Source organism: Serratia sp. YWN4, assembly GCF_055790845.1.
This window is the reverse complement of the sequence record NZ_CM147696.1, coordinates 3,525,994-3,540,290: the sequence shown is the minus strand read 5'-3', so window position 1 is coordinate 3,540,290 and position 14,297 is coordinate 3,525,994. Positions and strand designations below refer to the sequence as shown.

The following is a 14,297-nucleotide window of genomic DNA, read 5'->3' as shown; positions in this document are numbered from 1 at the left end:
AGGAGTTGTAGACAATGAAAAAAAGATTATTACAAGTTTTGATTGCTTCATCTATTGCTATGTTTGCGCACCAGTCATTTGCTGCTGAACAGGTTGATTTGCGTATGTCCTGGTGGGGCGGGAATAGCCGCCATCAGATGACGCTGAAAGCGATTGAAGAGTTTCAGAAACAAAACCCTGATATTAAAGTTAAATCAGAATATACCGGTTGGGATGGCCACCTTTCTCGCTTGACCACGCAAATCGCGGGTGGGACCGAGCCGGATGTTATGCAGACCAACTGGAACTGGTTACCGATCTTTTCAAAAGATGGCGGTGGCTTCCATGATCTGAATAAAGTCAGTGAGTATCTGGATCTGACCCAGTTTGATCCAAAGGAACTGAAGACCACCACGGTTAATGGCAAACTGAACGGGATCCCGATCTCAGTGACCGCACGTGTCTTCTACCTGAATGATGTTACCTGGAAAAACGCTGGGGTAGCCTATCCTAAGACCTGGGATGAATTACTGGCGGCGGGTAAGAAGTTCCAAGAAGTATTGGGTGATAAATATTATCCTGTGGTGCTTGAGCACCAGGACTCTTTCGCCCTGTTACGTTCATATATGATACAGAAGCATAATATCGATATCGTAAATGAAAGTAAGAAGAAGTTTAACTACACCGATGATCAGTGGGTTGAATTCTTCCAGATGTATAAAGATATGGTCGATAGCCATGTGATGCCGTCATCCAAATATTTTGCCTCTTTCGGCAAGAGCAATATGTATGAAATGAAGCCATGGATTGCGGGTGAGTTTGCAGGCACTTACATGTGGAACTCCACCATTAAAAAATATTCCGATAACCTGAAGCCGCCAGCAAAACTGGAATTGGGTAATTACCCGATGCTGGAAGGCGCTACGGATGCGGGCTTGTTCTTTAAACCAGCCCAAATGTTCTCGATTGGTAAAAGCAGTAAGCATCCGCGTGAAGCTGCCATGCTGATTAACTTCTTGTTAAACAGCAAAGAGGGCGTTGAAGCACTGGGGCTGGAGCGTGGTGTGCCACTGAGTAAAACTGCGGTTACCCAATTACGTGACAGCGGTGTGATTAAAGATACCGATCCGGCCGTTTCTGGCTTGAATCTGGCCCTGTCTTTACCACATGCAATTAATGCTTCACCTTACTTCGACGATCCGCAGATTGTGGTGTTGTTCCAAGATGCCATTCAGTCAATCGACTACGGTAAGAAAACGGTTAAAGAAACGGCTGCTGATTTCCAATCACAGGGTGACCGTATCCTGAAACGTGCAATGAGATAAAGAGTTGCTGGTAATAGCTCCACCATGATACGTGGTGGAGTTATTATAAAATAAATAATTTGAACTGGTCGTGAAATTATTGCTTTATTGATTTGCTATTTTAAATAACGATGATATAACACAATAGAGGCTTTAAATTTTTTACTGTATAATTTAACGTTTCTTTAATAGGGGAAAATATCACTTCGTCTGCTTTGAAGGGTAAAAACACGTAATGCTTTACCTTGCTGGTAATCAGAAGGGCTAGATGTGTTTTATTCAAAGCAGGATTAAACTAAATGTTTATATAATTCACTCACTGTTGTTTTCAATACTTCTGAGACTCCCTTTATTCTAGGGCGCGGTTTCTTGTATTATTAAATTATAAGGGATGGGAACAATGAAATTAAAATTATTAACTCTGGTGATGACGTCAGTAATCAGCCTCAGCGCCGCAGCGGTAACAATTGATTATCGACATGAGCTTATGGATACCGGTAAAGGTGATCATAAAGATCGTTTGTTGATGTCACATCGCTTTGCGAATGGTTTTGGTTTATCTTTAGAAGCCAAATGGCGTCAGGATCCTTCAGATACGACACCGAATAAACTTTACCATGAGCAGGTGAGTAATGGTACTGAAGTGGTCGCCAGCTATCAGCAAAGCCTGACGGATGAGTTTTCTTTACAGCCAGGTTTCTCGCTGGAATCTAGCAGCAATAATAATGGTTACCGGCCTTTCTTGCGTGCGCAATATAATCTGACCAAAGAACTCTATGTTGCAGCCAGATACCGTTATGAGTATAAGCGTACCACCTCAAAAGGTTCTGATGCAGATGAAAAAACCAACCGCGGTGATTTCTGGTTAGGTTATACCTTCCTCAAGGACTGGCAGGCTGAATATAACTATGTTTATAAAAATAGTAATCAAATTATCTTCGATGATGGTAAAACCGATTACGAACATAACGTAAAACTGGCTTATAAGTGGGATAAAAACTGGAAGCCTTATATTGAAGTCGGTAACGTAAAACAAGACAGTAAGAACGATAATCGCCAGACTCGTTACCGCGCTGGTATCTCTTACAGCTTCTGATTATACACGCAGGGCGGTTATTACCGCCTGATGTTGAGAAACGTCAGGCGGTTTTCGATGTTATTGTGTTAAGGCCACATCGGGATAAAACTTTTCAACTACCCATATTGTCTGCTGCACTGCGGAACTCATGCTCAGCAGCTATCGCGGCGACACAGTGCCGAAGGGATCGTACCTTCAGGCTGCCATTCCTCATCATTCAGGCGTGCCAACAGCGCTTTACCTGCCTGAATACCAATCTCTTTGTGCGGCACGGTCATGGTGGTCAGCGGCGGTTGGCATACCTGGCTGACGTCGCTATTACCAAAGCCCACTATCGCCAACTGATCCGGCACCTTGATTCTGCGTCGTTGGCATTCATACAGCGCGCCGCAAGCCAGCTCATCTGACGCACACACCAAGGCATCCAGTTCAGGCCAGGCCAGCAGGAATTCTGGCAGTTGTTGCGCACCGGTGCTGAAACTGGCCGGTTGTGCGGCGTTGATCACCCGGTGTGGTGACATATGATTGCGCAGCAATGCCTTGTGCCAGCCCTGCAAATGTTGCTGAAAAATCCACTGTTCCTGATTGGCACACAACAAACCCACGTTCTGGTAGCCGCTGGCGATCACCGTTTGGGTTAATTGATACATTGCCGCGACATAATCAATACCAATATTCATATCGATTGGATCGGTACGTATGGCACCAATCTCTACCACGGGAATATGAGCTGCCATCAGCGCCTGACGCGTATTGGGTGAATGCTCGACGCTGAGCAACACGGCAGCGGCCAGGTTGTAGGAAAGCAGCGTTTCCAGCAGCTTTTCTTCACGCTCCAGATGATGTTGTGATTCGGCCAGCATGATTTGGTAACCCGCAGGTTGCAGCACGCGCTGTAATCCGGCAAACATATCTGCACAACCTGACTCGGAAAAACTCGGCACCACCATGGCGATGGTGTAAGAGGATGCCGAAGCCAGCGAACTGGCGGCCAGGTTGGGCAAGTAACCCAATTCACTGACCGCGGCCTCAATTTTTTCTCTCAGCTTGTCTGAAACCTGCTCTGGCGTGCGTAATGCTCGCGATACGGTCATGCTACCCACGCCCGCCAATTGGGCAACGTCGGCCAGCGTAACCCGGCCAGTGCTGCGTCGTTTTTTACCGATCGACATTCGTAATCCTGACTGAAATGCGCTAATGGTCCGAAACCCGATTATCGGTGGTTCGGCAATCCTGCTTTGGCTGACATTCTAACCCGTTCTCTGGGCGAGGGATAAAAAAACTGCGCTAGGCGATTATCGCATCCGACTATTTGATAGCGCTATCACAGATCCGCATGATAGATTTTTGGTAGCGCTATCTTTGTGGCTTTGATCACAGTTGATACTCTGGTCGTTGATTAAAGTTTTATCGTCGCCGAGGAGTGACACACCGGTAACACCTAATCGTAACCAGGCTATCTGAGGGGGAAACGTGCTCAACGACTGGCTGAACGCCGACCATATTCAACTGTGTGAGGAAGTCACGGACTGGCAGGACGCGGTAGCGCTGAGTGCTCAACCGCTGCTGCAACGCGGCATCATTACTGACGACTATCTGGCGGCAATATTCCGCCAATATCAGGCGCTGGGGCCGTATTTTGTTCTGGCTCCCGGTATTGCCATGCCACATGCCAGACCGGAAGAGGGGGCGAAGGCGTTAGGCCTTTCGCTGTTAAAAATTAACCAGGGAGTGCGTTTTCATTCTGAAGATAACGATCCGGTGTTCGTGGTGGTGATGCTTTCAGCTCCAGACAGCAGCAGCCATATCGAATTAATCTCGCAGCTGGCTGAATTATTTTCAGACAACGAAGCGATGGAGAGGTTATTCCGCGCTGAGAGCCGACAGCAGATCGAGGATATTATTGCCAACTATTAATTCTTAACGGTTAGGCCAATTGATTACAGCAAATAACATCAGATAACCATCTGGTGATGTTATCTCTTATTCGAAATTCAGCGGGTGAACATAATGAAAATCATGGCTATTTGTGGTTCAGGGTTGGGCAGCAGCTTTATGGTGGAAATGAATATCAAGAAAGTGCTGAAGAAAATGGCGATTGAAGCGGAGGTTGAGCACTCCGATCTCTCCTCCGCCACACCGGGCGCGGCGGATATTTTCGTGATGGCAAAAGATATCGCCGATAGCGCCAGCGTACCGGCCAGCCAACTGGTGGTGATCAGTAACATCATCGATATTAATGAACTCGAAGCCAAGCTGCGTGCCTACTTCGAAGCTCATTCCATCATTTAATCAAACCAGTCGGCGAGGTGGATATGTTTATCCAAGAAACGCTTAAATTTGTGGTTGATATATTAAAGGTGCCTGCCGTATTGGTGGGTGTGATTGCGTTAATCGGTTTGCTGGCGCAAAAGAAATCATTTTCTGATGTGGTAAAGGGCACGGTGAAAACCATTCTCGGTTTTATTGTGCTTGGCGGCGGTGCCACGGTATTGGTCGGGTCACTTAACCCGCTGGGTGGTATGTTTGAACATGCTTTCAATATTCAGGGCATTATCCCCAATAATGAAGCCATCGTGTCTATTGCCTTGGAAAAATATGGCGCTTCCACTGCGTTGATTATGGCGTTTGGTATGGTGGCCAATATTATCGTTGCCCGTTTTACTCGCTTGAAATACATCTTCCTGACCGGCCACCATACTTTCTATATGGCCTGTATGATCGGTATTATTCTGACGGTCGCCGGTTTTGAAGGGGTACAGCTGGTGTTTACTGGTGCGCTGACCTTGGGTTTGGTGATGGCGTTCTTCCCGGCCATTGCTCAGCGCTATATGCGCCGCATCACCGGGAACGATGATATCGCGTTCGGCCATTTCGGCACGCTGGGTTACGTACTGGCCGGTTGGATCGGTGAGCGCGCTGGCAAAGGCTCACGCTCCACCGAAGAGATGAACCTGCCGAAGAACCTCAGCTTCTTGCGCGACAGCTCCATTTCCATCTCGATGACGATGATCATTATCTATCTGATTCTGGCGATTTGTGCTGGGCAGACCTACGTCGAAAGCCAGCTCAGCGGCGGGCAGAACTATCTGGTGTATTCGATTATCCAGGCGATTACCTTTGCGGCCGGAGTCTTCATCATCCTGCAAGGGGTGCGGCTGATCCTGGCGGAAATCGTCCCGGCGTTTACCGGCTTTTCAGAAAAGCTGGTGCCCAACGCGCGCCCAGCGCTGGATTGCCCGGTGGTTTACCCTTATGCCCCTAATGCAGTGCTGATTGGCTTCCTGTTCAGCTTCCTCGGTGGGCTGGTTGGCCTGTTCCTGCTCGGGCAAATGAAAATGGTGCTGATCCTGCCGGGCGTAGTCCCTCATTTCTTCACCGGTGCGACCGCTGGAGTATTTGGTAATGCCACCGGCGGGCGGCGCGGTGCGATGTTGGGGGCGTTGGCCAATGGCTTGCTGATTACCTTCTTGCCGGTGTTGCTGCTACCGGTGTTAGGGGCGCTGGGCTTTGCCAATACTACCTTCTCTGATGCGGACTTCGGCGTAGTAGGGATCGTGCTGGGTAACATGGCGCGTTTCCTGACCAAAGAGATGATCATGGTGGCGATCATCGCCATCTTTGCGCTGCTGGTTGCGCATAACTTCCTGGGTAAACGCAAGAGCGCTCCGGCGGCAGATCGCGTTGAGAAATAAGTGAGGGCAGTTTGATGAACAACACAGTGACTGATATTGGCGAACTGCGCGCGCTGGCGCGGGCGATCCGCCTGGAAACGTTGAAAGCCCTCACCGGGCTGGGTTTTGGCCACTACGGCGGCTGCATGTCGGTGGTGGAAACGCTGGCGGTATTGTATGGCGAAGTGATGCATATCGATCCGGCGGATCCCGACTGGCCCGAGCGAGACTACTTTGTGCTGTCAAAAGGTCATGCAGGCCCGGCACTTTACAGCACGCTGGCGATCAAAGGCTATTTCCCACAAGAAGAACTGAAAACGCTGAACCAGAATGGCACCCGCTTGCCAAGCCACCCGGATCGTCTGCGTACCCGTGGCGTGGATGCCACCACCGGCTCTCTTGGGCAGGGGGTTTCCATTGCTGCCGGGATAGCGCTTTCGCACCGGTTGGCCGGCAGGCGCAATCGGGTTTTCAGCATTCTGGGCGACGGTGAACTCAACGAAGGGCAGTGTTGGGAAGCCTTCCAGTTTATTGCTCACCACAATCTGCATAACCTGACGCTGTTTATCGATTACAACAAGCAGCAGTTGGACGGCGCGTTGGATGAGGTGATCAAACCCTTCGATCTGGCGGGCAAATTCACCGCCTTTGGTTTTGACGTGCAAACCGTTTTGGGGGATGACATTGCTGCGATCCGTGACGCGGTGCTGCCGGTGCGCAGCGGTGAACAACGCCCGCTGGTGGTGATTTTGGACAGCGTTAAAGGGCAGGGCGTGGCCTATCTTGAGAGTTTACACAACTCTCATCACCTGCGTTTGACGCCGGACGTACAGCAGGCAATCGAAAAAGCCATTGCCGATCTGGAGGTTGCTCATGTTTAACGTGGTAACACAGCTGGAAAAAGACGGTATAGAGATGCGCAAAGTGTATGCCAGCATGATGCGTCAGCAAATCGAGGCGGGCAAACCGGTTATTGCGTTGGAAGCCGATCTGATGAGTTCGATGGCGATGGATGGCGTGCATAAGGATCACCCGCAGCAGGTGATCAACTGCGGCATCATGGAGGCCAATGTGATCGGCGTTTCCGCCGGATTGTCGCTGACCGGGCGTATACCTTTTGTGCATACGTTTTCCGCATTTGCCAGCCGTCGCTGTTTCGATCAGCTTTTTATGTCGTTGGACTATCAGCGCAATAACGTGAAGGTGATCGCTTCGGATGCGGGGGTAAGCGCCTGCCATAACGGCGGTACTCATATGTCATTTGAGGATATGGGTATTGTGCGCGGGTTGGCGCATTCGGTGGTGCTGGAAGTGACCGATGCCACGATGTTCCAGAATATTTTGCAGCAGTTGGTGGATCTGAAAGGTTTCTACTGGGTGCGCACCATCCGTAAGCAGGCAACGCGTATTTATCAGGACGGCTCGCGCTTTACCATCGGTAAAGCCAATCTGTTGCGTGATGGCAGTGACATCACGCTGATTGCCAACGGCATTATGGTGGCCGAAGCGCTGAAGGCAGCACAGGAACTGGAACAGCAAGGGATCAGCGCAGCGGTGATCGATATGTTCACGCTCAAGCCAATCGATCGTGACATCATTACAACCTATGCAGCAAAAACCGGCAAAATGGTAACCTGCGAAAATCACAGCATTCATAACGGATTGGGCTCAGCCGTGGCCGAGGTGCTGGTCGAAGAGTGTCCGGTGCCGATGCGGCGGGTTGGCGTGAAAGAGCGTTATGGGCAAGTGGGAACTCAGGCGTTTTTACAACAGGAATACGGCCTGACGGCAGAACATATTCTACAGGCGGCAAATCAGTTGCTGGGTTGTGTGCCGTAATTGCAGGTGAACACTGCTAGCGCTTAACGGGCTCACCGCACCATTTGTACTGTGAGCCCTCATCAAAATGATGCGAGAAAATACCGAGAATTGCTGAGCGTTAAGCAATCTCGCATTTACGCTTATCATTGCTCAGTGATTTGAATAAAACATAATGATTAGCGTATAACTTAAACAGAATATTTGAATTATCCTGCTTTTATTCTGGTGTAAGAATGGGTCACATTCTGAAATGTAAGCAACCGCAATTAATTTTTAGAGCGAGTATGACTCATCAAACCCCTGTGAGTTGATGAGTGGCGTTGGGATTATCTGGGGCAGAGTGGCGAGATATAATCTTAAAATGCTTAGAAATGTATGCTTTTTAGGGATGGATGTTGACTTTTTTAAGGCTAAAAATCACATGTAACATAATTGTTTTTTATTATTCATATCGGTTATTTCTTGTTTATTTCTTATTTGATACTTATTTTTTAATTTAAGTCTTTAAAATACAGTATTTTACTTTTTTTATTTTACTGCGTTATCATAAATAAAAAATATGGAAGAGTGATGGATGTGACGCTGTTTGAATATTTTTACTCTTTACATTAAAGCGCTTTTAACTAAAATGGGCCTCATCAGGTTAGGCTATTATTGGTTGGTAATATGTTTTGGTGTTTCTATGCTTAGATTGTTCTATCTGCTCATCTTAAAACCTGCTTTCCCCCTGACCCTCTGAGAGTAATTTATGAACTTTGAGATTTTTGAGCTAACGCTTAAATGAGATATCTCGTTCAACTTGTCTGATGCTGCAAGTAAAATAGCATTAATTTTATATAGGGCAATTTATACCCATAGGATATGGAGTTTCTAATAGTGAAAAAAATTTTTTGTGTTACTACCTTGGTTGCCGCAAGTTTAGGCCTGTCTGCCGGGGCATCTGCTGCTGATGGTCAGGTGAACTTTGAAGGGCAACTGATCACTGAGGCCTGTCAGGTTGTTAACAACATGAGCAATCCTGCGGAAGTGCCATTGGGCCAAATAGCGGCCAGCGCTTTCCCTAAGAAGGGTGATACTGCGAGTCCGCAAAAGTTCATTTTGAGCCTGCGGAATTGTCCACCGTCTGTGAGTGCCGCTCAAGTATCGTTTGATGGTAATGCAGTAACTGGCGATAGCAGTGCGTTAGCCCTCACGCAGGTGGCTAACATGGCGACAGGGGTGGCGGTTCAAATCTCCGATACCTCTGCCGTATTGCCTTTGCGCACCCCTTCTGTGGCATACCCACTGACTGCTGGTGTGGATAATAACCTGGCGTTTGTCGCACGCTATGTCGCAACATCAGATACTGTGACCCCAGGGCCAGCAAACGCAGTAGCGACCTTTGGCATCACTTATAACTAATAACATTTTAGCGATATAAATTAAGCGGCCCGTTTAATCACGGGCCGCTTATTTTTTTAGTGCTCAGCAAGCTGGGGGCTTGCCATCAGGCTTGTTCTGCCAGAGCATCCGCCTGGGCAGACTGAATTGCCGTCAGCGCCACGGTGTAGACGATATCATCCACCAGTGCGCCACGTGACAGGTCGTTTACCGGCTTGCGCATCCCTTGCAGCATTGGCCCGATAGACACCAGATCGGCGGAACGCTGTACCGCTTTATAGGTGGTGTTACCAGTGTTCAGATCCGGGAAGATGAACACGGTGGCTTTACCCGCCACTGGCGAGTTAGGCGCTTTGGACTTGGCAACGTCAGCCATGATTGCTGCATCGTATTGCAGTGGGCCATCGATGATCAGATCTGGGCGCTTTTCCTGCGCCAGGCGGGTGGCTTCACGCACTTTCTCCACGTCGCTGCCTGCACCGGAATCACCGGTGGAGTAAGAGATCATCGCCACACGCGGTTCGATACCGAAGGCCGCTGCGGAGTCGGCAGACTGGATAGCAATTTCAGCCAGTTGCTCAGCGGTGGGATCCGGGTTGATTGCACAGTCACCGTAGACCAGAACCTGGTCCGGCAACAGCATGAAGAACACGGAAGAGACCAGCGAACTGCCCGGTGCGGTTTTGATCAACTGCAACGGTGGGCGGATGGTGTTGGCAGTCGTGTGAACCGCACCGGAGACCAGGCCATCAACTTCGCCTTTTTCCAGCATCAGGGTGCCGAGCACCACGTTGTCTTCCAGTTGTTCACGGGCCACCACTTCGGTCATGCCCTTGCTCTTACGCAATTCAACCAGGCGCGGCACGTATTTTTCACGGACGGCAACCGGATCGACGATCTCAATACCTTTGCCCAGCTCAACGCCTTGCGCAGCCGCTACGCGTTTGATCTCATCTGGGTTGCCCAGCAACACGCATTCTGCGATGCCACGTTCGGCACAGATTGCCGCCGCTTTCACGGTGCGTGGCTCATCCCCTTCCGGCAACACAATGCGCTTGCCCGCTAGACGTGCCAGTTCGGTCAGCTCGTAACGGAATGCCGGTGGTGATAGACGGCGTGAACGTTCGGAGGTGGCGGTCAGTGAGTCGATCCACTCGGTGTTGATGTGGCTGGCCACGTAGTTCTGCACCTGCTCGATACGCTGATGGTCGTCTGAGGGCACTTCAAGGTTGAAGCTCTGTAGGCTCAGTGAGGTCTGCCAGGTGTTAGTGTCGACCATAAATACCGGCAGGCCGGTTTGGAAGGCGCGTTCACAGAGTTTCTTGATAGAGCCATCAATTTCGTAACCGCCGGTCAGCAGCAGGGCACCAATTTCTACACCGTTCATCGCCGCCAGGCAGGCAGAAACCAGCACATCAGGACGATCGGCGGAGGTCACCAGCAGCGAACCTGGGCGGAAGTGTTCCAGCATATGCGGAATACTGCGTGCGCAGAAGGTCACGGATTTCACCCGGCGGGTCATGATATCGCCTTCGTTGATCACGCGCGCTTTCAGGTGGCGGGCCATATCAATGGCACGGGTGGCGATCAGATCGAAGCTCCAGGGTATACAACCCAGGACCGGCAGCGGGCTGTTGGTAAACAGGTGTGCAGGATCAACGTTGGCCACGCTGGCCTTGGTGGAGTCATCAAAGATTTCCGACAGATCCGGGCGGGTACGGCCCTGATCGTCAACCGGAGCATTCAATTTATTGATGATCACGCCGGTAATGTTCTTGTTTTTGCTGCCGCCGAAGCTGCTGCGAGCCAGCTCGATGCGCTCTTTCAACTGTGCCGGGGAATCGTTGCCCAGCGCCAGAACGAAGACGATTTCTGCGTTCAGAGTTTTGGCAATTTCAAAGTTCAGCGCACTGGCAAACTGGTGCTTGCGGGTTGGCACCAAACCTTCGATCAGCACCACTTCCGCGTCTTTGGTGTTTTCGTGGTAACGCGCCACGATCTCTTCCATCAGCACGTCTTGCTGGTTGGAGCTCAGCAGGCCCTCCACGTAGCTCATGCGCAACGGTTCGGCGGTCGGGATGGTGGAGTTGCTGCGAATGATGGTGGTGGTTTGATCGAGGGTATCACCGCCGGTACGCGGTTGGGCGATCGGTTTGAACACGCTCAAACGAACGCCTTTTTGCTCCATGGAGCGAATGACACCCAAGCTGACGCTGGTCAAACCAACGCTGGTGCCGGTGGGGATCAACATAATTGTACGTGACACAGAATAGTCCTCTTCACGGTTTTTTCAGTCTGCGGTAAACGCGCAGGCACATCTTGGCTCTGAAACAACACCGCCAGCCTGGGCTGACGGTGTTGGGAGCATTAAGCGGTCAGGCGGGCTGCGTCCTGCGCGATAACCAACTCTTCGTTGGTTGGGATCACCAGCGCCAGGCGGCTGCCATCTTTAGTGATGTTGCCGGATTTGCCGAAGCGGGCGACCAGGTTGCGTTCATGGTCGATCTCAAAGCCCAGCAGGCCCAGTTTATCCAGAGTCAACTCACGCACCATGGCGGCGTTTTCGCCGATGCCACCGGTGAAGATCACCGCATCCAGGCGGCCATCCATCAGCGCGCTGTAGGCGCCGATGTATTTGGCCAGACGATGGCAGAACACGTCCATGGCACGTTTGGCGTCGGCTTTGGTGGCGTAGTTGTCTTCAACGTAGCGGCAGTCGCTGGTGACTTCGGTCAGGCCCAGCAGGCCGGATTCTTTGGTCAGCATTTTGTTGATCTGGTCAACGCTCATGCCCATAGAGTCATGCAGATGGAAAATGATGGCCGGATCGATGTCACCGCTACGGGTACCCATGACCAGGCCTTCCAACGGGGTCAGGCCCATAGAAGTATCAACACATTTACCGTTGCGTACTGCGCTGACGGAACCGCCGTTACCCAGGTGACAGGTAATAACGTTCACTTCGTCAACCGGCTTGTTCAGCATCTTCGCTGCTTCTTGCGTCACGTAGAAGTGGCTGGTGCCGTGCGCGCCATAGCGACGGACGCCGTGGTCACGGTACAGGCTGTACGGCAGGGCGTACAGGTAGGACTCTTCCGGCATGGTCTGGTGGAATGCAGTATCGAACACGGCTACGTTTTTATCGGCCAGATTCGGGAAAGATTTCAATGCTTCAGCGATACCGATCAGGTGAGCTGGGTTATGCAGTGGTGCAAAGGGTACTGAATCTTTGATACCCTGCAGGACTTCGTCGTTGATCACGGCAGAAGCAGTGAACTTCTCGCCGCCGTGCACGATACGGTGGCCGATAGCGGTCAACTGTGCAGAAAGCTCTGGTTTTTGTGCCAGAATAGTATTAACAATGAAGTTCAGCGCTTCGCTGTGTGCTGCACCAGCACCCAGTGCTGCTTCTTGTTTACCGCCGTCCATTTTCCATTTGATGCGGGCTTCTGGAAGGTGGAAGCATTCGGCAAGACCAGAAAGATATTCTTCACCGTTGGCTGCATCAATGATAGCGAATTTCAGGGAAGAACTGCCGCAGTTAAGAACCAGTACTAGCTTACTCGACATGGAAGTACCTACTTATAGTTCGTGTTGTTAGTGAACCCAGAACACGTGGTGAATAAATTGTCAAACAGACATCAAGCGTAGCGCATAATGGCGTTGACATTTATGATTAGCATCATGTCAATGACAGAAAACACATGATGATAAAAAAACCGATGATTTCTCCGCGGTTTAAGTAATCTTGCTTTTAAATGGGCGAAAAGTTGACAGACTTGGTGTCATCTTCTACCGGCCAAAAGGCCGGCTTAGGATACCGATAGCCCGTCGCAAACACAAAATAAATTTAAAGCTTCAACTTTTTTGTTGGTGTGTTTGTGGAAATATTTCATTTTTTATACGTGAAGTTGAGGTAAGCAATGACGAGCAAGCCATCCGGTTCCGTGAGTTGGTTCCAGATATTCCAGCGTGGGCAGCATTACATGAAAACCTGGCCAGCAGAAAAACGGCTGGCACCGGTGTTCCCAGAGAATCGCATTGCGCGTGCCACCCGCTTTGCCATTCGCTTTATGCCGCCGCTGGCGATCTTTACCCTGGCCTGGCAAATTGCCCTTGGCGGCCAACTCGGCCCGGCCATTGCGACAGCGCTGTTTGCTTGCAGCATGCCGATGCAGGGTCTGTGGTGGTTGGGGCGCCGTTCGATCACTCCGCTGCCTCCCACCTTATTACAGTGGTTTCATGAGGTACGTAATAAACTGGCAGAGGCCGGGCAGACGTTGGCCCCGATTGAAGGAACTCCCACCTATCAAGCGTTGGCGGATGTGCTGAAACGTGCCTTCAAGCAACTGGATAAAACCTTCCTCGACGATCTCTGATCCCTCTATTTTCACGCTACCGGGCTTTTGAAGCCCGGTGGGGATAAACTCTCTCTCCCGCGATAACCCCGGTTCAAATCAAAGAAGGTGCGAGTTGTGGTTCCACGCCATAACGAAGTCATGCGATGCTCTCGCCAATTTGCAGAACTGAGGAATATGAAATGGAAATGACTAATGCCCAGCGTTTGATCCTGTCGAATCAGTATAAAATGATGACGCTGCTCGATCCGGACAATGCGGATCGTTATCGCCGTTTGCAGACCATTATCGAACGTGGTTTCGGCTTGCAGATGCGTGAGCTTGATCGTGACTTTGGTGAGATGAGCGAGGAAGTATGCCGTACCATCATCAACATTATGGAAATGCACCATGCGTTGCAGGTGTCCTGGGAAAATCTCAAAGATCGGCAAGGGCTTGACGCTCGCCGTTTGGCCTTCCTCGGCTTTGATGCGGCAACCGAAGCGCGTTACCTGAGCTATGTGCGTTTCCTGGTCAGCACCGAAGGGCGGTATACTCATTTCGACTCCGGCAGCCACGGCTTTAATGCCCAAACCAAAATGTGGGAAAAGTATCAGCGTATGTTGGCAATCTGGCTGTCATGCCCACGTCAATACCATTTGAGCGCCGTTGAGATTGCGCAAATCATTAATGCCTGATGATTTGCAGTGTGAAAGATAACGGA

At 50.4% G+C, this 14,297-nt stretch carries 13 protein-coding genes; 10 read left to right on the top strand and 3 right to left on the bottom strand.

What is annotated here, in order from left to right; all coding sequences use genetic code 11:
- Positions 1 to 14 precede the first annotated feature (14 nt).
- Both ACX9GT_RS16640 and ACX9GT_RS16635 read left to right on the top strand, forming a co-directional pair.
- Positions 15 to 1,304, top strand: a complete 1,290-nt coding sequence (locus tag ACX9GT_RS16640) for an ABC transporter substrate-binding protein (RefSeq protein WP_473187812.1) — start codon at positions 15 to 17, stop codon at positions 1,302 to 1,304.
- 379 nt (positions 1,305 to 1,683) lie between these two features.
- A complete protein-coding gene (locus ACX9GT_RS16635) occupies positions 1,684 to 2,379 on the top strand; it encodes an oligogalacturonate-specific porin KdgM family protein (protein ID WP_473187811.1) in 696 nt (231 codons plus the stop codon).
- A 134-nt stretch (positions 2,380 to 2,513) separates the two neighbouring features.
- Here ACX9GT_RS16635 and ACX9GT_RS16630 read toward each other — a convergent pair whose 3' ends face one another.
- Positions 2,514 to 3,533 carry a LacI family DNA-binding transcriptional regulator gene (locus ACX9GT_RS16630; RefSeq protein ID WP_473187810.1) on the bottom strand — a complete coding sequence of 340 codons (1,020 nt, stop codon included), beginning with the start codon at positions 3,531 to 3,533 and terminating at the stop codon, positions 2,514 to 2,516.
- A 301-nt stretch (positions 3,534 to 3,834) separates the two neighbouring features.
- Between ACX9GT_RS16630 and ACX9GT_RS16625 the strand changes: the two genes are divergently transcribed.
- From ACX9GT_RS16625 to ACX9GT_RS16600, 6 genes are all read left to right on the top strand, one after another.
- Positions 3,835 to 4,278, top strand: coding sequence for a PTS sugar transporter subunit IIA (locus tag ACX9GT_RS16625; RefSeq protein WP_473187809.1), 444 nt, complete (start codon positions 3,835 to 3,837; stop codon positions 4,276 to 4,278).
- A gap of 93 nt (positions 4,279 to 4,371) precedes the next feature.
- A complete protein-coding gene (locus ACX9GT_RS16620; RefSeq protein ID WP_076941594.1) occupies positions 4,372 to 4,653 on the top strand; it encodes a PTS sugar transporter subunit IIB in 282 nt (93 codons plus the stop codon).
- Positions 4,654 to 4,676: 23 nt separating this feature from the next.
- Complete coding sequence (locus ACX9GT_RS16615) at positions 4,677 to 6,056, top strand: PTS ascorbate transporter subunit IIC (protein WP_473187808.1); 1,380 nt, start codon at positions 4,677 to 4,679, stop codon at positions 6,054 to 6,056.
- A gap of 14 nt (positions 6,057 to 6,070) precedes the next feature.
- On the top strand, positions 6,071 to 6,916 hold the full coding sequence (locus ACX9GT_RS16610; RefSeq protein ID WP_473187807.1) for a transketolase: 846 nt from the start codon (positions 6,071 to 6,073) through the stop codon (positions 6,914 to 6,916).
- Positions 6,909 to 7,874 carry a transketolase family protein gene (locus ACX9GT_RS16605; protein WP_473187806.1) on the top strand — a complete coding sequence of 322 codons (966 nt, stop codon included), beginning with the start codon at positions 6,909 to 6,911 and terminating at the stop codon, positions 7,872 to 7,874. The genes ACX9GT_RS16610 and ACX9GT_RS16605 overlap by 8 nt, the downstream gene beginning before the upstream one ends.
- 858 nt (positions 7,875 to 8,732) lie before the next feature.
- Positions 8,733 to 9,257: a fimbrial protein gene (locus ACX9GT_RS16600; RefSeq protein WP_473187805.1), complete on the top strand. Its 525-nt coding sequence runs from the start codon at positions 8,733 to 8,735 to the stop codon at positions 9,255 to 9,257.
- Between the two features lie 85 nt (positions 9,258 to 9,342).
- Here ACX9GT_RS16600 and pta read toward each other — a convergent pair whose 3' ends face one another.
- Positions 9,343 to 11,502 carry a phosphate acetyltransferase gene (gene pta, locus ACX9GT_RS16595; RefSeq protein ID WP_473187804.1) on the bottom strand — a complete coding sequence of 720 codons (2,160 nt, stop codon included), beginning with the start codon at positions 11,500 to 11,502 and terminating at the stop codon, positions 9,343 to 9,345.
- Positions 11,503 to 11,603: 101 nt separating this feature from the next.
- The gene (gene ackA, locus ACX9GT_RS16590; RefSeq protein ID WP_473187803.1) at positions 11,604 to 12,806 is read right to left on the bottom strand and encodes an acetate kinase; all 1,203 of its coding nucleotides are present in this window, start codon (positions 12,804 to 12,806) and stop codon (positions 11,604 to 11,606) included.
- A 353-nt stretch (positions 12,807 to 13,159) separates the two neighbouring features.
- Between ackA and yfbV the strand changes: the two genes are divergently transcribed.
- Both yfbV and ACX9GT_RS16580 read left to right on the top strand, forming a co-directional pair.
- Positions 13,160 to 13,615 (top strand): terminus macrodomain insulation protein YfbV, encoded by a 456-nt coding sequence (yfbV, locus tag ACX9GT_RS16585; protein ID WP_473187802.1) that lies wholly within the window; start codon positions 13,160 to 13,162, stop codon positions 13,613 to 13,615.
- A gap of 161 nt (positions 13,616 to 13,776) precedes the next feature.
- On the top strand, positions 13,777 to 14,271 hold the full coding sequence (locus ACX9GT_RS16580) for a YfbU family protein (RefSeq protein ID WP_473187801.1): 495 nt from the start codon (positions 13,777 to 13,779) through the stop codon (positions 14,269 to 14,271).
- The last annotated feature ends 26 nt before the right edge of the window (positions 14,272 to 14,297 follow it).

Coding starts and splice junctions, on each gene's coding strand:
- ACX9GT_RS16640 (WP_473187812.1), top strand. CDS start 15: ATGAAAAAAAGATTATTACAAGTTTTGATTGCTTCATCTATTGCTATG.
- ACX9GT_RS16635 (WP_473187811.1), top strand. CDS start 1,684: ATGAAATTAAAATTATTAACTCTGGTGATGACGTCAGTAATCAGCCTC.
- ACX9GT_RS16630 (WP_473187810.1), bottom strand. CDS start 3,533: ATGTCGATCGGTAAAAAACGACGCAGCACTGGCCGGGTTACGCTGGCC.
- ACX9GT_RS16620 (WP_076941594.1), top strand. CDS start 4,372: ATGAAAATCATGGCTATTTGTGGTTCAGGGTTGGGCAGCAGCTTTATG.
- ACX9GT_RS16615 (WP_473187808.1), top strand. CDS start 4,677: ATGTTTATCCAAGAAACGCTTAAATTTGTGGTTGATATATTAAAGGTG.
- ACX9GT_RS16610 (WP_473187807.1), top strand. CDS start 6,071: ATGAACAACACAGTGACTGATATTGGCGAACTGCGCGCGCTGGCGCGG.
- ACX9GT_RS16605 (WP_473187806.1), top strand. CDS start 6,909: ATGTTTAACGTGGTAACACAGCTGGAAAAAGACGGTATAGAGATGCGC.
- ackA (WP_473187803.1), bottom strand. CDS start 12,806: ATGTCGAGTAAGCTAGTACTGGTTCTTAACTGCGGCAGTTCTTCCCTG.
- yfbV (WP_473187802.1), top strand. CDS start 13,160: ATGACGAGCAAGCCATCCGGTTCCGTGAGTTGGTTCCAGATATTCCAG.
- ACX9GT_RS16580 (WP_473187801.1), top strand. CDS start 13,777: ATGGAAATGACTAATGCCCAGCGTTTGATCCTGTCGAATCAGTATAAA.